17 protein-coding genes are annotated in these 18562 nt (G+C 51.9%); 9 read left to right on the forward strand and 8 right to left on the reverse strand.

Annotated features, from left to right (window positions below; translation table 11 throughout):
- The first annotated feature begins 68 nt into the window (after positions 1 to 68).
- From WCT94_RS00365 to WCT94_RS00390, 6 genes are all read left to right on the forward strand, one after another.
- A complete protein-coding gene (locus WCT94_RS00365) occupies positions 69 to 983 on the forward strand; it encodes a Fe(3+) dicitrate ABC transporter substrate-binding protein FecB (RefSeq protein ID WP_336867186.1) in 915 nt (304 codons plus the stop codon).
- Positions 980 to 1975, forward strand: a complete 996-nt coding sequence (gene fecC, locus WCT94_RS00370) for an iron-dicitrate ABC transporter permease FecC (RefSeq protein WP_336867189.1) — start codon at positions 980 to 982, stop codon at positions 1973 to 1975. Before WCT94_RS00365 ends, fecC begins: the two co-directional genes overlap by 4 nt.
- Positions 1975 to 2934, forward strand: coding sequence for a Fe(3+) dicitrate ABC transporter permease subunit FecD (fecD, locus tag WCT94_RS00375; RefSeq protein WP_336867191.1), 960 nt, complete (start codon positions 1975 to 1977; stop codon positions 2932 to 2934). Before fecC ends, fecD begins: the two co-directional genes overlap by 1 nt.
- Positions 2935 to 3702, forward strand: coding sequence for a Fe(3+) dicitrate ABC transporter ATP-binding protein FecE (gene fecE, locus WCT94_RS00380; protein ID WP_336867192.1), 768 nt, complete (start codon positions 2935 to 2937; stop codon positions 3700 to 3702).
- A gap of 195 nt (positions 3703 to 3897) precedes the next feature.
- A complete protein-coding gene (locus WCT94_RS00385) occupies positions 3898 to 4527 on the forward strand; it encodes a glutathione S-transferase family protein (RefSeq protein WP_336867195.1) in 630 nt (209 codons plus the stop codon).
- 335 nt (positions 4528 to 4862) lie between these two features.
- Positions 4863 to 5342, forward strand: a complete 480-nt coding sequence (locus WCT94_RS00390) for an Hcp family type VI secretion system effector (RefSeq protein WP_336867197.1) — start codon at positions 4863 to 4865, stop codon at positions 5340 to 5342.
- A gap of 202 nt (positions 5343 to 5544) precedes the next feature.
- On the opposite strand, the gene WCT94_RS00395 is transcribed toward WCT94_RS00390, so the two are convergent.
- Both WCT94_RS00395 and WCT94_RS00400 read right to left on the reverse strand, forming a co-directional pair.
- Positions 5545 to 6240 carry a hypothetical protein gene (locus tag WCT94_RS00395; protein ID WP_336867200.1) on the reverse strand — a complete coding sequence of 232 codons (696 nt, stop codon included), beginning with the start codon at positions 6238 to 6240 and terminating at the stop codon, positions 5545 to 5547.
- Positions 6241 to 6570: 330 nt separating this feature from the next.
- A complete protein-coding gene (locus WCT94_RS00400; protein ID WP_336867203.1) occupies positions 6571 to 6951 on the reverse strand; it encodes a hypothetical protein in 381 nt (126 codons plus the stop codon).
- 521 nt (positions 6952 to 7472) lie between these two features.
- Here WCT94_RS00400 and mutS point away from each other — a divergent pair.
- Entirely contained in the window at positions 7473 to 10037 is a 2565-nt protein-coding gene (gene mutS, locus WCT94_RS00405) for a DNA mismatch repair protein MutS (protein ID WP_336867205.1), read from the forward strand.
- Between the two features lie 57 nt (positions 10038 to 10094).
- Here the strand turns inward: mutS and nlpE are convergent, their stop codons facing one another.
- Positions 10095 to 10790 carry an envelope stress response activation lipoprotein NlpE gene (gene nlpE, locus WCT94_RS00410; RefSeq protein ID WP_336867648.1) on the reverse strand — a complete coding sequence of 232 codons (696 nt, stop codon included), beginning with the start codon at positions 10788 to 10790 and terminating at the stop codon, positions 10095 to 10097.
- A gap of 73 nt (positions 10791 to 10863) precedes the next feature.
- Entirely contained in the window at positions 10864 to 11418 is a 555-nt protein-coding gene (locus tag WCT94_RS00415) for a YaeQ family protein (RefSeq protein ID WP_336867207.1), read from the reverse strand.
- Positions 11419 to 11657: 239 nt separating this feature from the next.
- Between WCT94_RS00415 and WCT94_RS00420 the strand changes: the two genes are divergently transcribed.
- Positions 11658 to 11858 carry a YaeP family protein gene (locus WCT94_RS00420; protein ID WP_010285748.1) on the forward strand — a complete coding sequence of 67 codons (201 nt, stop codon included), beginning with the start codon at positions 11658 to 11660 and terminating at the stop codon, positions 11856 to 11858.
- Positions 11845 to 12105 carry a Rho-binding antiterminator gene (gene rof / locus WCT94_RS00425; protein WP_012773648.1) on the forward strand — a complete coding sequence of 87 codons (261 nt, stop codon included), beginning with the start codon at positions 11845 to 11847 and terminating at the stop codon, positions 12103 to 12105. The genes WCT94_RS00420 and rof overlap by 14 nt, the downstream gene beginning before the upstream one ends.
- Before the next feature lie 148 nt (positions 12106 to 12253).
- Here the strand turns inward: rof and tilS are convergent, their stop codons facing one another.
- The 4 genes from tilS to dnaE form a co-directional block, all read right to left on the reverse strand.
- Positions 12254 to 13588: a tRNA lysidine(34) synthetase TilS gene (gene tilS, locus WCT94_RS00430; RefSeq protein WP_336867208.1), complete on the reverse strand. Its 1335-nt coding sequence runs from the start codon at positions 13586 to 13588 to the stop codon at positions 12254 to 12256.
- Complete coding sequence (locus WCT94_RS00435; protein ID WP_336867210.1) at positions 13578 to 13967, reverse strand: VOC family protein; 390 nt, start codon at positions 13965 to 13967, stop codon at positions 13578 to 13580. The genes tilS and WCT94_RS00435 overlap by 11 nt, the downstream gene beginning before the upstream one ends.
- Before the next feature lie 111 nt (positions 13968 to 14078).
- The gene (accA, locus tag WCT94_RS00440) at positions 14079 to 15038 is read right to left on the reverse strand and encodes an acetyl-CoA carboxylase carboxyl transferase subunit alpha (RefSeq protein WP_012773645.1); all 960 of its coding nucleotides are present in this window, start codon (positions 15036 to 15038) and stop codon (positions 14079 to 14081) included.
- 12 nt (positions 15039 to 15050) lie between these two features.
- Positions 15051 to 18533, reverse strand: coding sequence for a DNA polymerase III subunit alpha (gene dnaE / locus WCT94_RS00445; protein WP_336867212.1), 3483 nt, complete (start codon positions 18531 to 18533; stop codon positions 15051 to 15053).
- Positions 18534 to 18562 lie beyond the last annotated feature (29 nt).

Genomic DNA, 18562 nt, shown 5'->3' on the forward strand with positions numbered 1-18562 from the left:
ACGCACTCGCCGGGCCCCTGCCCGGCCTGACTTTCGTTCACGATTGATGACCATTATGGAGTTACACTATGTTTGCTCTAATTCGCGTCGCACTGATTGCAACACTGTGTCTGTTTGGACTGGGCCGCGCCAATGCCGTAACGGTGCAGGATGAGCAGGGTTCTTTTACGCTCGACACGCCGCCTCAACGCATTGTGGTACTGGAACTGTCTTTTGCCGATGCGCTAGCGGCGATAGACGTCAGCCCGGTCGGCATCGCCGATGACAACGATCCAGACCGGATCCTGGCAGATGTCCGTGAGCACCTAAAACCCTGGCATTCCGTAGGCACGCGCGCGCAACCGAGCCTGGAAGCCATCAGCGCGCTGAAGCCGGATTTGATTATTGCCGACAGCAGCCGCCATAGCGGCATTTACACCGCACTGAAAGCGATCGCACCAGTGCTGCTGCTGAAGTCGCGCAACGAAACCTATGAAGAAAACCTGCACTCAGCAGAGATCATCGGCAAGGTGTTGGGGAAAGACAATGCGATGCAGGCTCGCCTCACTCAGCACCGCGAGACGATGAAAGCCTACGCCGACCAGCTTCCCAAAGGGACGAATGTGGTCTTCGGCACCTCGCGCGAGCAGCAGTTTAACCTGTACTCCAGCGATGCCTACACTGGCAGCGTGCTGGCCGCACTCGGCCTGAGCGTGCCTAAACCGATTAATAATGCCCCTATGGCCTCGATCAATCTGGAACAACTGCTGGCGATTAATCCACAGTGGCTGATTGTGACGCACTACCGCGAAGAAAGTATCGTCAAACGCTGGCAGCAGGATGCGCTCTGGAACATGCTGGAAGCCCAGCAAAAACAACAGATTGCCGCCGTAGACAGTAACGCCTGGGCACGGATGCGCGGCATTTTTGCTGCGGAACGCATCGGCAGCGATACGGTGAAGATTTTTAAGCATCAGCCCGTTAGCGTCAGCAGCGAGCAATGAGGCAAGGCTTTCATCCGTTCTGGCGTTGGGGATGGCCGATAGCAGCACTGCTGGGCGTGTTCTGGCTTAGTCTGTTCTGTTATTCCGCGACCCCCATTCCCGCCTTGAGTGCCCTCAAGGCGCTGGTAACGGGATCGTCCTCTTCGCTCCCCGAGGCGCTGGTGCTCAACCTGCGCCTGCCACGCAGTCTGGTTGCCGTCCTGATCGGCGCCAGTCTGGCATTGTCCGGCGCCCTGCTTCAGACGTTGACCCATAATCCTCTGGCTTCTCCTTCTCTGCTCGGCATCAACAGCGGCGCGGCGTTGGCAATGGCGCTGACCAGCGCATTCAGTTCTTCACTCTCCGGTTACCCTATCGCCTTTGTTGCCGCCTGCGGCGGCGGCCTATGCTGGCTGATGGTGATGGCAGCAGGCGGCGGCTGGCGACAAACGCTCGATCGCAATCGGCTGATTCTGGCGGGCGTCGCGCTTTCTGCCCTATGCATGGCCTTAACGCGGATTACGCTTCTGCTAGCGGAAGATCACGCCTATGGCATTTTTTACTGGCTGGCGGGCGGCGTATCGCACGCGCGCTGGGTGGAATTCTGGCAACTCTTCCCGTTTGTCATCACCGTCACGCCTGTTGTCCTGCTGCTGTCTAACCAACTTAATCTGCTGAACATCGGTGACGTGAGCGCCCACACGCTGGGCGTTAACTTAGGCCGACTGCGCCTGATCCTCAATCTGGCCGTGCTGATTCTGGTGGGTGCCTGCGTGAGCGTGGCAGGCCCGGTCGCGTTTATCGGCCTGTTGATACCGCATCTGGCGCGTTTCTGGATCGGTTACGACCAAAGAAAGCTGCTCCCCATGAGCATGCTGATGGGTGCGGCGTTTATGTTACTGGCCGATCTGCTTGCCCGCGCGCTCGCCTGGCCGGGCGAACTGCCTGCTGGCGCGGTACTGGCGCTCATCGGTGCCCCCTGTTTCGTCTGGCTGGCAAGGAGGCGAGGATAATGCGCCCCGTTATTGTGTTTGTTTCAATTACGCTGCTGCTACTGACGATCGGCATTCTGTCGCTGCGCATGGGCGCGATTCCGCTGCCGTGGTCGGCGCTGATGAGCGGCTGGCACAGCACCAACGAACATCATTATGTGCTGACACAGTATCGCCTGCCACGCGTGCTGCTGGCGCTGTTTGTCGGCGCCGCGCTGGCCATTTCCGGCGTGTTGGTGCAAGGGATTGTGCGTAACCCGCTGGCATCACCGGATATTCTCGGCGTGAACCACGCGGCAAGTCTGGCGACCGTCGGCGCACTGATGCTGGTGCCTGCGCTGCCGGTGATTTGGCTGCCGCTTCTCGCTTTCCTTGGCGGCATCACCGGGCTACTGCTGCTGAGACTGATTGCAGGAACATCATCCCCGATGCGGCTGGCATTGATCGGCGTCGCGCTGTCCGCGACCTGGGCAAGCGTCACCGACTACCTGATTCTTTCTCGCCCGCAGGATATCAACAACGCGCTACTGTGGCTGACGGGTAGCCTGTGGGGGCGCGACTGGTCATTCGTTCTGGTCGCACTGCCCGTTCTCAGCGTACTCATTCCGCTCAGTCTGCGCTTTTGCCGCGATCTGGATCTGTTAGCACTGGGCGACGATCGCGCCAGTACGCTGGGCGTCAACATAAGGCGCGTTCAGTTCTGGGGGCTGGCGCTCGCCGTCGCACTCGCCGCAACCAGCGTGGCCGTCTGCGGCCCCATCGGCTTTATCAGCCTCGTGGTGCCGCATCTGATCCGCTATCTGGTGGGGGGACGGCACCGCTGGCTCCTCCCAACTTCTGCCGTTGCTGGTGCGCTGGTATTGCTGCTTGCCGATCTGCTGGCACGCACGCTGAACCCGCCGATGGAATTACCCGCAGGGGTGCTCACTGCCATTATCGGCGCGCCCTGGTTTTTTTGGCTTCTCGTGAGAATGCGCTAAATGGAACTGACAACACAAAACCTGACGGCGGGCTATGGCGACAAGCGTATTCTTGACGAACTGTCGCTGTCGCTACCCGCCGGAAAAATTACCGCCCTGCTCGGCCCCAACGGCTGCGGTAAATCAACGCTGCTGAAGTGCTTCGCCAAACTGCTTACCCCGGAATCCGGCGCTATTCAGCTCAACGGCAAGCCGCTCTCTGCGTTCTCTGCCCGCCAGCTCTCACGCCATCTGGCGCTATTGCCGCAGCAGCATTTGACGCCAGAGGGGATCACCGTGCGTGACATGGTGGCCTACGGACGCAGCCCTTGGCTATCACTGTGGGGACGGTTATCGCAGGACGATCGCCAGCGCGTGCAGCGTGCAATGGAGAAAACGCACATCGTCGACCTCGCCGACAAACGATTAACCGATTTGTCCGGTGGACAGCGTCAGCGGGCGTTTCTGGCGATGCTGCTGGCACAGGATACGCCCGTCGTCCTGCTCGATGAACCGACCACCTACCTCGATATCAATCATCAGGTCGAGTTAATGAAGCTGCTACGTGAACTGAATCAGGCGGGTAAAACGGTGGTGACCGTCCTGCACGATCTGAATCAGGCCAGCCGCTACTGCGATCATCTGGTGATGCTGGCAGGCGGACGCGTGATGGCGCAGGGCTCACCGCACGAGGTCATGAAACCGGCATTACTCCAGCAGGTGTTCAGCATTGATGCGGAGATCCACGCCGAACCCGTCTCAGGACAGCCGATGTGTGTGGTGCGGTGATAGCGGGTCATATTTTTATCCAGCATTCGTGGGCATAACTACCCCATAAAAATATTTATGCCCCTTCAGAAATAGCCTTGTTAGCCGTGAGCCATCAGAACCGCTACTCTGCCTATGTGACATGGGATCAATACGCGTAATGGAAACAACATCATGGCTATTAGCTCAAACCATCAGGATTTAAGGAAACGCGATATGGGATTAAAATTGCATCATCTTAATGATTCGCGGTCTGTGCGTATCCTCTGGCTACTTGAGGAAGCGGGAATACCCTATGAACTGGTCAGATACCAGCGGGATGAAAAAACGCATTTAGCACCAGCCTCATTGAGAGCGATACACCCTTTGGGTAAATCGCCGTTGATTGAAGAAGATGGCAAAATCATCGCAGAATCCGGCGCTATCGTTGAATACCTGATCAATCGCCACGCAAAACACCTGGCCCCGGATGCAAACGCTGCCGAATACATTGATTATCTTCAATGGATACACTTTGCGGAAAGCTCCGCCATGCTCCCGGTGTTATTGAAGATCTTTGGCGAGTTTGAAAAGAATACCGGCACCACGCTGAATTTCCTCGAAGATTACGCTGACAACGAATTCGAGAAAGTCTTTTCATTCTTAGACGATGCGCTATCTTCACGGGAATTTATCGTGGGCGATAAGCTGAGCGGCGCAGATATTATGCTGGGCTTTGTTATTAACACCGTCGTGGAGAGACTCGTTCCCGGCGAGCGCTTCCCGAATATTCAGCGCTACTCACAGCGCCTGAAAAATCTGCCGAGCTGGCAGAAAGTTCAGGCCATTGAATCACGCGCAGAATAAGGAGTCAGAGTCAGCGCGAGGCATCACGCTGATGTCGGGAAAACTTGCGTACCGCCTCGCGCGCCCAGACTATTGTGGAAAACTGGCCCCTCTTATCTTTTTCACACTGATAAACCAGCCCAATATAAAGAGTTGTACAGTCCCTCCTGCTCTCCTCTGGTTAGTTAAGTTAAAAATAATTAACATGTTAATCACTTCAGAAATCAATCATGCTGAGTGATATACACCACACGATAACCACTATTGACTCATTGATTAAAAAATGTAGAAATTACCCACCCATAAGGAAAAAGGATTTATGGGGCAGGATTATGGATAACATTAGGGAATAAATAATGGCGAATTTGATCTATCTAAAACTCACTGGTATCAAACAAGGTCTTATCTCTGCGGGCTGTTCAAGTGCAGACTCGATTGGCAATAAATATCAGATTTCCCATGAAGATGAGATTTTTGTTTATGAGTTAGTGAATCAGATAACAAGACAAGATAACGTTTCTTTGTATCCCGTCGAAATAAGAAAGCCAATAGATAAAGCCACCCCACTTCTGGCTCAGGCATTAAGCGATAACGAAAGACTAACCTGTGAATTTCTGTTTTACAGAACGTCCCAATCCGGTGGCAACGAGCTCTACTTTAAAATGATGCTGAGAGATGCAGTTATTACAGGTATACAATTTCATTATCCGAATTCATTAACACATAATGAGGTTCAACCTCATGAAAACATTTCTTTTAAATTTGCATCAATCGAATGGGAGCATGTAGTAGCAAGAACCAGTTCTTACATTTTATGGGAAACAATAAAATACTAACATCTGACAGTGAAATATTCTAAACATTGCTAATACCATTTAGAATATTTCACATATAAAAAAATAACAATAAACACCCATATAACGGTAAGATAGAATCCGCAGTTTGGAAAAAAACTAACAAAAAAAACACCACCTAAAACAATGGCGACAACAGGTACAAAATAAAAAAAAGACTGACCTAACCATTCAACAATCCATTTCATTTTTTTAAAACCTGGTTTAGCAAAAAAACGACATCATCTTCATTATAATAACCGGAGTTAGTCATGTATATTATTTTTGACATTTCAGGTTCAATTAAAAAATACAATGACTCGATTTTTTCATTATATAACTCCCAATAATACTCTGGCTCTATATTTTTTAATCTTCTTGCTGCCATCGCTGCTTTTTGCATTTTTCCATAAAAACTTCCCACCTGTACAACAGCCAGACTACCTTTATTAATAATTTTGGTATGTGAATCATTAAAATCTCTCGATGTTCTGACTATTTTAGCGATTACATAAGCAAGGGATAATTTGCTAAATTTAATGGAGGCGTGTTCAGCTATTTTTTTTGCAACCTCCTGTAAAATACTATTTTGTTTTTCCTCGCTTATTCTCATTAGCTTTTTTTTGAAAAAAATCTCAACCATATCAAGAACAACATCATCTCTTAGATACACCTGCTTAACAGCAATAAGCATTCTGTAATCTTCTTTCCTTAACTGCCGACAAACATCTTTATAATCATCGAAAAGACAAGAACCATACCAACTTACTCTTTCTACTCCAGAATATAAGGTATCCGCAGTTTCCCTAAGATCCTGCTTAATTTCCACAAGTGCATTCTCAATTTTCAACGCAATAATTCGGTCTGCTTGCATTTTTTGTTTCAGATAAGCAATAGTCATTCCGTACCTCATAAAATTTGACTTTAAAATCCCTTTACTTAAAATGATACCTTATGTTGAGGAAAATAAGAAGGATGGATAAAGTGAAAAAAACAATTTTATTTTTAATAATTAGCGTGATATATACAATATTTTTATTTGAGTTAGTATTTAAACACTTACCTGAAAAGATTTACTTATTTATTGCAAAGCTAACCAACCCATTTAACATAATGAATTCATCTTTAGATTCATTAATTATCTTCCTTGTATTAATAGCACTACTTTTATCATGGCTGACAACTAAATTAATAGTAAAAAAACTCACACCTAGGTAAAACCATTCACTATCTATAATGAAAATGAAAACTTAAATTTAATTAATTTTACAACCGTAATAATGCGTATACTATAATAATTACTCTCAACTTTTAAAACGCAAAAAATAATTATAGAAAAAAGAATAAAAAACACTGTTACACTTGCAACTACATTCCCATTTTTATAAAAATCATAAAAAGAAAAAAATAGGGCCATGAAGAAAGGAAGATACATTGCTTCCCAGCATAAACGTGCGACTATAAAAACATAGTCTGCAAAGGACTCGGATTTCTTCGTTGGGGTATTAAATTTAAAATCATCGCTTTTAACATAGACGTAGTTATTTTTCAGGCGAAGTAGCTCCCTGACAGTCAATCCTGATTTTAAGATTAGTGTTCTTTTATCCATCATCCATTCCCTTGGTTATCTGTTTTGCTAATCAGCTAACTTTCAGCCCTTCGGCTCAATCCGTTACTTTCTCAATTCCTGACGAGCCAATTGTTTGAACCCATTGTCGAGACTAACACCTTCTTTTGCTACTCCAATCTTACCCTATGGTTGACTGCGGTATTAGGCAGAAATGTCACCCATTATAAACTCAATAACATTGATTGTTCCCCGACTTGACTCAACCCTCACCTCGTTGACCTTATGCCTTTTCCAGACAAACTTGCGAGCCGCCTCGCGCGCCTGAGCAATAGAGGAAAAATCGCATACGCATCCCGGTCCCAGTCTGGTAACGTCGTCTAACGCCAAATAACGGCCACCAGTGATAAGATAGCGCATTCGCGGGTGATGTTTTTCATCCGTCAGTCAGTATACTTCTGGCATTCCATTTCAATGATCAGGTGATGAGCCATCCGTAAGGTTTTTCATCAAACCCAGCGCGGTCACCTGAACGAACAAAAGCGTTAAGACTGAGTAAAATCAATATGAAAGATTCTACCGACAAGGATTTCACTGCCCACACTCCCATGATGCAGCAGTACTTTAGGCTAAAGGCTGAACATCCAGAAATCCTGCTGTTTTACCGCATGGGCGATTTCTACGAACTGTTCTATGACGATGCCAAGCGGGCTTCTCAACTGCTGGATATCTCGCTGACGAAGCGCGGTGCCTCCGCAGGGGAACCGATACCAATGGCTGGCGTCCCTCATCATGCCGTTGAAAACTACCTTGCCAGACTGGTGCAAATGGGCGAATCCGTCGCTATATGCGAACAGGTGGGCGATCCCGCTACCAGCAAAGGCCCAGTAGAACGCAAAGTCGTGCGCATCGTCACGCCAGGAACCATCAGCGACGAAGCGCTATTGCAGGAAAAGCAGGATAACCTGCTGGCAGCGATCTGGCAGGATAGTCGGGGATTCGGCTATGCCACTCTGGATATCAGCTCAGGGCGCTTTCGCGTAAGCGAGCCGACCGATCGGGAAACCATGGCAGCCGAACTACAACGCACCAATCCGGCAGAGTTACTCTACCCCGAATCTTTCGAGTCCATGGATTTGATCGAAAATCGCCACGGGCTGCGCCGTCGTCCGCTGTGGGAGTTTGAGCCCGATACCGCACGCCAGCAGCTTAACCTGCAATTTGGCACCCGCGATCTGACCGGTTTCGGCGTAGAGCAGGCCAAGCTCGCATTACGGGCCGCCGGCTGCCTGCTGCAATACGCGAAAGACACCCAGCGCACCTCGCTGCCGCATATCCGCGGGATTACCATGGAGCGCCAGCAGGACGGCATCATCATGGACGCGGCCACCCGTCGTAACCTTGAACTGACGCAAAATCTGTCCGGCGGCGTGGAGAATACGCTGGCTGCTGTACTGGACTGCACTGTAACCGCCATGGGCAGCCGGATGCTGAAGCGCTGGATTCATATGCCCAGCCGCGATATTGATGCGTTGCAACAGCGCCAGCAGGCTATCAGCGCGTTGCAGGACATCACACCCGATCTACAACCCTATTTGCGACAGGTCGGCGATCTGGAGCGTATTCTGGCGCGACTCGCATTGCGCACGGCACGCCCGCGCGATCTGGCACGCATGCGCCACGCTTTCCAACAGTTTCCCGATATTCGTGAGCAGCTTGCACTGCTGGATATTGACTCCGTTCGTCGTCTGGTCAGCCTGATTGGGCAATTTGATGAACTACGCGACTTGCTAGAACGCGCAGTTGTCGAAGCACCGCCCGTGCTGGTTCGTGACGGTGGCGTCATCGCGCCGGGCTACAATGCGGAACTGGACGAGTGGCGTGCGCTGGCCGATGGCGCCAGCGATTATCTGGATCGTCTGGAAATTCGTGAACGAGAAAAACTGGGACTCGATACGCTGAAAGTCGGCTTTAATGGCGTACACGGCTATTACATTCAGGTAAGCCGTGGCCAAAGCCATCTGGTGCCGATCCACTATGTACGCCGCCAGACGCTGAAAAATGCCGAACGCTACATCATCCCCGAACTGAAAGAGTACGAAGATAAAGTTCTGACCTCGAAGGGCAAGGCGCTAGCGTTGGAAAAAGCGCTCTATGATGAGCTGTTCGATCTGCTGCTGCCACATCTGGCCGAGCTTCAACAAAGCGCAGCCGCGCTGGCCGAGTTGGATGTCCTGACGAATCTGGCCGAACGTGCCGATACGCTGAATTACGTTTGCCCAACGCTGAGTGATAAACCCGGTATCAAAATCATGGGCGGCCGTCACCCTGTCGTCGAGCAGGTGCTTCGTGAGCCATTTATTTCGAACCCGCTGTCGCTGTCGCCACAGCGTCGCATGCTGATTATCACCGGCCCCAACATGGGCGGGAAAAGTACCTATATGCGCCAGACTGCACTCATTGTGCTGATGGCGCACATCGGCTGCTTCGTGCCTGCGGATCAGGCGGTGATTGGCCCCGTCGATCGTATTTTCACTCGCGTGGGTGCTGCGGACGATCTGGCATCTGGCCGTTCGACCTTCATGGTAGAAATGACGGAAACGGCGAACATTCTGCACAATGCGACGGAAAACAGTCTGGTATTGATGGACGAAATTGGTCGTGGCACCTCAACCTACGACGGCCTGTCGCTGGCCTGGGCCTGCGCCGAAAATCTGGCGAATCGCATCAAAGCCATGACGCTGTTTGCAACGCACTATTTTGAACTAACCACCCTGCCGGAAAAAATGGAAGGCGTGGTGAATGTTCATTTAGATGCGCGCGAACACGGCGATACGATTGCCTTCATGCACAGTGTACAAGACGGTGCAGCCAGCAAAAGTTATGGCCTTGCCGTCGCCGCACTGGCTGGCGTACCGAAAGAAGTGATTAAGCGCGCACGCCAGAAACTGAAGGAGCTGGAAACGTTATCGAATAATGCGTCATCCAGCCATATCGATGGCGCGCAGTTGGCGCTGCTGAGCAATGATGAACCGTCTCCGGCAATGGAAGCGCTGGAAGCCATCGATCCTGATGTACTCACGCCACGTCAGGCGCTGGACTGGCTTTATCAGCTCAAGAAAATGCTCTAACGCGTAATCGATACTAAAAAGGCACTGAAATCAGTGCCTTTTCTTTTTAACGCCGCGTTAGTCTATCTGTGTATCGCAGTTTGCTCGTGCTCGCATACGTGCGTTATCACTGCTGTTGGGGACCACCGCTTTCACCATCTGACCTTCTTCCATCGACGGAATCACGGCAAAATGCGCGGTAAAGGAAACCAGTACAGGTTCTCCCGCCGACACCGTCGTACGAAGATACATTCTTTCCAGCACGGCATTACTCACCACCACAAACGTTTTTCCCGTGGCGCAATCAGAGAACGTCGCCGCATCTGCCAGATAGCGATACATTCCCTTCATCGACATCGGCGTATTCGGCAATGCCTGCTCGGTTGCCGTCAGTTGACGAGGGAGAGAGGAGTTGATGGGGAGCCCTTGCTGATCCAGCATTTCCAATCCCTTATCAACCGGGCGGAAGTAGCGTTTTTCTCCCGAACTATCCGTCAGCACCAGCTTATCTGCGGTGCGTCGCCACTGCCCATAGGAGGCGAATGTGTTGTTGCCCTCTCGCGTCGTTTGATACTGCTCACGCAGAATAAAAGTCCCGTCTTTTTCCAAAAACAGCGACGTATCAATCCCTCCGCAGTCCGCACAGGGTAAAACGCCACGATAACTTTGCGCCATTGGTTTAAGGGGTTCTTCCTGAACTTGTGAACGGGTATGACACCCGATCAACCCAGAAACCCCTGCAATCAACAGCACACCGATAGCCAGTTTTTTCATCATTATTTTCCTGCCGTCTCTGCCCTGTTTTTATCGTTCTGACTCAATGCCCTGGACGCTGTCCAGCCCGTTATCATCCCTGAGTCTGAGGAATTTTCCACTCAGAAAATGCTATTTCCAGACTATTCTTATCGTCAGACAACCAGATCGTGCCGTCCTGTATCGTTGCCTGCAAGGCCATCGTGCGCTGAACCAGTCCGGCAAGCTGAGCCAGCTGACTATCATCCAAAAAGCGGATAGCCAAATTCTTGTACCCGGAGACCTTACCCGATATCGCACTCCACCAAACCTGCGCCGCCCGCTCGCTGTACGCGTATAGCACCACGGCGCGCGACTGGTTGCAGGCTTTTTTAAGCCGCTTTTCATCCGGCAGGCCTAGCTCAATCCACAATTCCAGTTCCATCGTATCGTTGCGTCGCCAGATTTCCGGTTCGTCATCGGCACTGAGCCCTTTGGTAAAGCGCAGGTTTTCATCAGCATGGCAAATCCACGCTAAAAGACGCAGAATCATGCGCTGCTCCGTTTCCGACGGATGCTGCGCTATCGTCAGGTTCGCGTCGTGAAAAAAATTCCGATCCATATCGGCAATATTGATTGCTGCTTTGTAAACCGTTGCTTTTAATGCCATCAGTAACCTCGTCGTTAATCCCTTTAGTTTACTTGAGTTAGCGCTATCCTCACAGTAAAGGTGATATCTGCCACGTAACTGATAGATTAGGCCTCTAAGGACTACTGATATCCTGTTAGTGCCTATGCTATAGTCGGTTTGATAAATAGAGTTTATCTTCGTAGGCTTACAACATCGCGCACCGAAAAAGGTGATGATGCATGAATATCTACCGAGCTAAGCTTTCAAGGGAGGATATAGTGCAAGAATACTGTGAATTAGTACGTCGCTTATACGCAGAGATCGCCAGCGGCGATCTGGGCTATATACCCGATTCGCTGGGTTGTGTTTTGAAAACCCTGGATGGCATTGCCGCGAATGATGCGCTGCCATCCTCCGTCAGGGAACAGGCAGCTTTTGCCGCCGCTAACTTATTGGTGAGTGATTATGTCAATGAGTAATGAATATCAACCCATCAACTGTGATGATTACGACAGCCTGGAAGCCACTTGTCAGCAGAATCTAACGCTGACGCTGGAACTACGCAATGGTGAAGTTGTAACCGGTAAAGCCAGTGACATGATCTCCCGTAAGCAGGTCGAATATCTGGTGATCGAAGCCTCCGGTGCAACGCGCGAACTGCGCCTCGACCACATCGTCAGTTTCAGTCATCCTGAAATCGGGAAGGTCGTCGTCAGCGAATCCTGACAGGCTTCTCCTTTCATTCAGCGGCAAACGCTGAACAAACGCTTCCGAAACGGACAACGCTGGTTGTCCGTTTTTATTCCAGCAGTTGCCAGCCTCAGCTTTTATCCAGACGGCTTTAGCTTTTTCCCAAACTTATTTTTCCCAAACCTTATTTTTCCCAAACAATGTGCCACATAGGCTGATGTTCTCTTACCTGCCCTTCCCGCGTGACAAATCGTCCCACGGCCGCAATCAGTTGTTCGTTGTAGAACACCAACGGCGTCCGGTCGCGCCACCAGGGCGGAACACCCAGTTCCTGCCACAGTTTCTTGATGTGTCGCCCGTGGACCCTGCCGACAATATGCACGGTTCCACGGGTCGAAAAGCGGATACTCACCGCTTCACCGTTTTCCGGCGCGCGAACCGCCATCCCACTATCGGCCAACCGCAGCGTGCCGAGATTGTCGGGGAGCGATAGCGAACATGACGTCGGCTGCCACGGTAAAATGCGATCTTGTAGCGACGCCATTAGCGGCAGCAGATAGAGATGCTGACGGAAACGGCGGATCTGCTGCTGATTCAGCTGCAATACAGGCTCCGCATCCTGCCGGCTCGTCGCCACCTCATCCCAGAGTCGTTGCAGCTGTTCACGCGAGGGCATGGCCGCCCCTTGCTGCGCCAGCCAGCGACGCAGTAGCGCAAAACGACGCACTGAACTTAGCGGCACCAGACCGTCAATACTCAACGCCCCATCCGGCTGACATAACGCCCGCAATGACTCCTCCAACAGTTCATCGAGCAGTTGTTCCTGTTCGGCACACAGCTCGGCGCTACGCGCCACAGCGGAGGAGAAATGCGGCCAGCGCTGTGTCAAACGCGGTAAAATCTGGCGGCGTAGAAAATTGCGGTCGAAACGCTCATCCTGATTGCTGTCATCTTCAATCCACCGAAGCTGATGCCGCTGCGCATACGCTTCCAACTGCAAACGAGAAAACCCCAGTAACGGACGAATGAGACGATGCTGGCCCAGCGTACTGTGCGCCGCCATCGCAGATAATCCGGCAGGCCCGCTGCCGCGTTTAAGCGCCAGCAAAAACGTTTCGCTCTGGTCATCAAGATGCTGCGCCGTCAGCAAGGTTTCTCCCTCTTGCAGATGCGCTTGCAGTGCCTGATAACGCGCTGTTCTGGCCGCCGCTTCAATACCCCCGTTCTGCGCCTCAACCACCACTGGCAGCGAGGCAAACGACACCTGCCAACGTTCACACTGCTGACGACAATGTTCAGCCCAGCTATCTGCCAGCGGGTTTAAACCGTGATGGATGTAAGCCGCGCGAATAGCCAGACCAGAACGCTGGCGTACAGCCACCAGCAGATGCAGCAACACACTGGAGTCCAGACCGCCGCTGTAGGCCAGCAGGATCGACCCGCATCCCGCCATTTGTGCCACGATCGTCTGGAGCAATCTATCGTCAGGTTCAGTACAGTTCACGGCATCAGATCTCATACAGTTCTAAGGGCAAGCCGTCAGGATCGGAGAAAAACGTAAAGCGCTGCTGCGTTTCAGGATCGATCCGTATAGATTCACAGACAACCCCAGACTGCTCCAGCGAGGCGACGGCCTGTTCAATGTCAGCCACGGCAAAAGCCAGATGGCGCAAGCCACAGGCTTCTGGCCGACTCACGCGTGCAGGTGAATGGGGGAAAGAAAATAGCTCGATGGTATAACGCCCATTTAGCGAGAGATCCCCTTTCCACGACTGTCGCGCATCACGGTAAACCTCATGATTCAACGTAAACCCCAGCACATCACAATAAAACGCCTTGCTGCGTTCATAGTCCGAGGCAATAACCGCAATGTGATGGACATCAAGCAACTTCAACATGCTTCAACCCCTCATAGCAAAAAATCCGCTGTCATTTCTGACAACGGATTTTCAGAGTAACGCCAGAATTGCCTGATTGATAATACTGCAATCAATCAGACAATCACGCTATCAGCAGTAACCATAGTTCATCAAACGCTGATAACGGCGGTTTAGCAGTTCTTCTTCCGTCAGACCGTCGAGGTCGAGCAAATCGGCCAGCAGTTGCGCTTTCAGCGACTCGGCCATTGCCGGGACGTTACGGTGCGCCGAACCCAGCGGTTCAGGAATCACGGTGTCGATCAACTTCAGCTCTTTCAGACGCGGCGCGATGATGCCCATGGCTTCCGCTGCGAGCGGCGCCTTATCCGCACTCTTCCACAGGATAGACGCACAACCTTCCGGTGAAATAACCGAGTAGGTGCTGTACTGCAACATGTTGACCTTGTCGCCCACGCCGATGGCCAACGCACCACCGGACCCCCCTTCACCGATAACGGTACAGATGATTGGCACACGCAGCGTCGACATTTCACGCAGGTTGCGCGCAATCGCTTCAGACTGACCGCGTTCTTCTGCGCCAACGCCCGGATAGGCGCCCGGCGTATCGATAAAGGTAATGATCGGCATCTTGAAGCGTTCGGCCATTTCCATCAGGCGCAGCGCTTTGCGATAGCCTTCCGGTGCCGGCATGCCGAAGTTACGACGAATTTTTTCTTTGGTTTCACGTCCTTTCTGATGACCAATGATCATCACCGGACGCCCATCCAAACGGGCAATCCCGCCGACAATGGCTTTGTCATCGGCATAGGCACGATCGCCAGCCAATTCATCAAAGTCAGTAAAGATATGCTTAATATAATCAAGCGTATAAGGACGTTGTGGATGGCGCGCTAACTGCGCAACCTGCCAAGCGCCCAAATCAGCGAAGATTTTACGCGTCAATTCAACGCTCTTCTCACGCAGGCGCTGGACTTCTTCGTCCAGATTAATATCCAATTTTTCGTCTTGACGGCTGACTGCGGTCAGCGAGTCAATTTTCGCTTCCAACTCTGCAATCGGCTGCTCAAAATCAAGAAAATTCAGACTCATAGTATTCCTATATTAGTCAAATTCCAGTTCCACCTGCTCATTACCCACTAATGTGCGCAGCTCGTTCAGTAGCGCATCGGCAGGCGTTACACGCCATGCTGCGCCGAAACGTAGTCGGGCGCGCGCATCTTCACGCTGGTAATAGAGATGCACTGGGATCGTCCCCGATCGATGGGGTTCCAACGATTGGCGGAGACGGTTTAATAGCTGGTCATCAATTTGCCTGTCAGTCAGCGAGATAGCAAGCCCGCGCGCGTATTTTTCCCGCGCTTCACTGATATCCATTAACTCTCGGACGGTCATTTTAAGCCCGCCGCTGAAGTCATCAAAGCTGACCTGTCCACTGGCGATAAGGATACGGTCTTTCTCAAGTAAATGCTGATATTTTTCCAATGCATCGGTAAACAGCATTATCTCAAGCCGACCGGAACGATCGTCCAAGGTACAGACACCAATACGGTTACCCCGCTTGGTTACCATGACGCGAGCTGCCAACACCAGCCCTACGGCAGTGGTCATTTTACCCCGATCCGTCGGGTGCATATCTTTCAAACGCACGCCACCGGCATAGCGTTCGATTTCCTTAATATATTGCGTGATCGGGTGGCCGGTCAGGTACAACCCCAGCGTTTCCCGCTCACCATCCAATACGACCTGCTCCGGCCACGGCGGCACGGTGCTGTAAGATTGCTCAACCTGCTCAGGTGCCTCGGCCAGCACGCCAAACATATCCACCTGGCCAATGGCTTCCGCTTTCGCGTGCTGATCGGCGGCCTTCAACGCATCAGCCAATGAATTCATTAACGCGGCGCGGTGCGGCCCCAGGCGGTCAAAGGCCCCGGACATAATCAGCTTTTCCAACACGCGGCGGTTCAGCTTTTTAATGTCGGTACGCGCGCAAAGATCAAACAGCTCTCTAAAATAACCGCCCTGATTACGCGCCTCGATAATCGCCTCAATCGGGCCTTCACCCACGCCTTTAATTGCGCCGATGCCGTAAACAATCTCGCCATCGTCGTTAACGTGAAAGTGATACAGCCCACTGTTGATGTCAGGAGGCAGGATTTTTAACCCCATCCGCCAGCATTCATCAACCAGCCCGACCACTTTATCCGTGTTGTCCATATCGGCCGTCATTACCGCCGCCATGAATTCAGCCGGATAGTGCGCTTTCAGCCACAGCGTCTGGTAAGACACCAGTGCATAAGCCGCTGAGTGAGATTTATTAAAGCCGTAACCGGCGAATTTTTCCACCAGGTCGAAAATTTTAACCGCCAGTTCGCCGTTCACACCGCGAGATTTGGCACCATCTTCGAAGCCACCACGTTGCTTCGCCATTTCGACTGGGTTCTTTTTCCCCATCGCACGACGCAGCATGTCCGCACCGCCCAGCGTATAGCCCGCCAGTACCTGGGCGATCTGCATGACCTGTTCCTGATACAGGATAATGCCGTAGGTCGGCTCCAACACGGGCTTGAGTGACTCGTGCTGCCATTCGATATCAGGATAGGAGATCGCTTCACGGCCATGCTTACGGTCGATGAAGTTATCCACCATGCCGGATTGCAGCGGGCCGGGGCGGAACAGCGCCACCAGAGCGATCATATCTTCAAAGCAGTCAGGCTTCAGGCGTTTGATCAGGTCTTTCATGCCGCGCGATTCAAGCTGGAATACCGCCGTGGTTTCCGAGCGTTGCAGCATGTCGAAACTTTTCTTATCGTCGAGCGGAATGGCCGCGATATCAATCGGCTCCTGACCTTGCTTCGCGCGACGGGCGTTAATCATCTCCAGCGCCCAGTCGATGATGGTCAGCGTACGCAAGCCGAGGAAGTCGAACTTCACCAGTCCAGCATATTCCACGTCGTTCTTATCAAACTGGGTAACCGGGTGGTTACCTTCCGCATCGCAGTACAGCGGCGCGAAATCAGTAATCTTGGTGGGGGAAATCACCACCCCACCCGCATGTTTACCGGCGTTACGCGTTACACCTTCGAGCTTGCGCGCCATATCAATGAGGGCCTTAACTTCCTCATCGGCCTCATAAATTTCCGGCAGCTGCGGCTCTGCGGCAAAGGCTTTTTCCAGCGTCATGCCTGGATCGGGCGGCACCAGTTTTGAAATACGATCGACAAACCCATATGGGTGCCCGAGCACACGCCCTACGTCACGAATAACCGCTTTCGCCGCCATCGTACCGAAGGTAATAATCTGTGATACCGCATCACGACCGTACATTTCCGCAACGTGATCGATAACTTTATCGCGTTTTTCCATACAGAAATCGACGTCGAAGTCAGGCATGGAAACACGTTCAGGGTTGAGGAAACGTTCGAACAGCAGGTCGAACTCTAGCGGATCCAGATCGGTGATTTTCAGCGCATAGGCCACCAGCGACCCGGCACCGGAACCACGCCCCGGCCCAACAGGCACGTCGTTATCCTTCGACCATTGAATAAATTCCATTACGATGAGGAAGTAACCGGGGAACCCCATCTGGTTAATCACGCCCAGTTCAATATCCAGACGCTCATCGTACTCTGGTCGCCGCGCAGCGCGCACTTCCGGGTCAGGGAACAGGAACTCGAGGCGCTCTTCCAGCCCCTTTTTCGAGCACTCAACCAGAAAGTCTTCCGTGGTCATGTCACCCGTCGGGAACTGCGGCAGGAAATATTCACCCAGACGAATCGTTACGTTACAACGCTTGGCAATTTCCACGCTGTTCGCCAGCGCTTCGGGGATATCCGCAAAGAGCTCGCACATTTCCTCTTCGGAACGCATGTACTGCTGCGGGCTGTAATTACGTGGGCGTTTAGGGTCGTCAAGCGTGTAGCCATCGTGGATAGCAACGCGGATTTCGTGAGCGTCAAAATCATCAGTGCTGATAAAACACACTTCATTGGTCGCCACCACGGGCAGCCCGTGCTTCGTTGCCAACTCGACGGCAGCGTGCAAATAGCTTTCTTCGTCGGGGCGTGACGTGCGGATAAGTTCCAGATAGTAACGCTGAGGGAAGTGCTCCTGATAAAACGCCAGACACTGCTCTGCCTGTGTCTGGTTGCCGCGCAGCAAGAATCGACCAACATCACCCCGGCGACCACCAGACAGTAAAATCAGTCCTTCACGATGCTCAATCAGCCAATTCCGGTCAATTGTCGGCCCGGCAGCACCATAACCCCGCTGGTAAGCCTGAGAAATCAGCAGCGTGAGATTCTGGTAGCCTTCATTATTCATGGCCAAGATAGTGAGATGCGCGAGTTCATCCCCTAATTCGTCGCTTTCGACACAGAAGTCTGCGCCGATAATAGGCTTGATGCCCGCGCCATGCGCGCCACCATAGAACTTAACCAGCCCACACAGGTTGGTGAAATCGGTAATCGCCAGCGCTGGCATGCCAAGTGCCGCCGCTTTTTTTACCAGCGGACCGACTTTAGCCAGCCCATCGATCATGGAATAGTCACTGTGAACACGCAGGTGAACAAAACGTGGTTCGGCCATCTCCAGATCCCAGAATTTATCGATTAGTC

Origin of the sequence: Pectobacterium sp. 1950-15, assembly GCF_037136835.1 — a bacterium.
GTDB lineage: Bacteria > Pseudomonadota > Gammaproteobacteria > Enterobacterales > Enterobacteriaceae > Pectobacterium.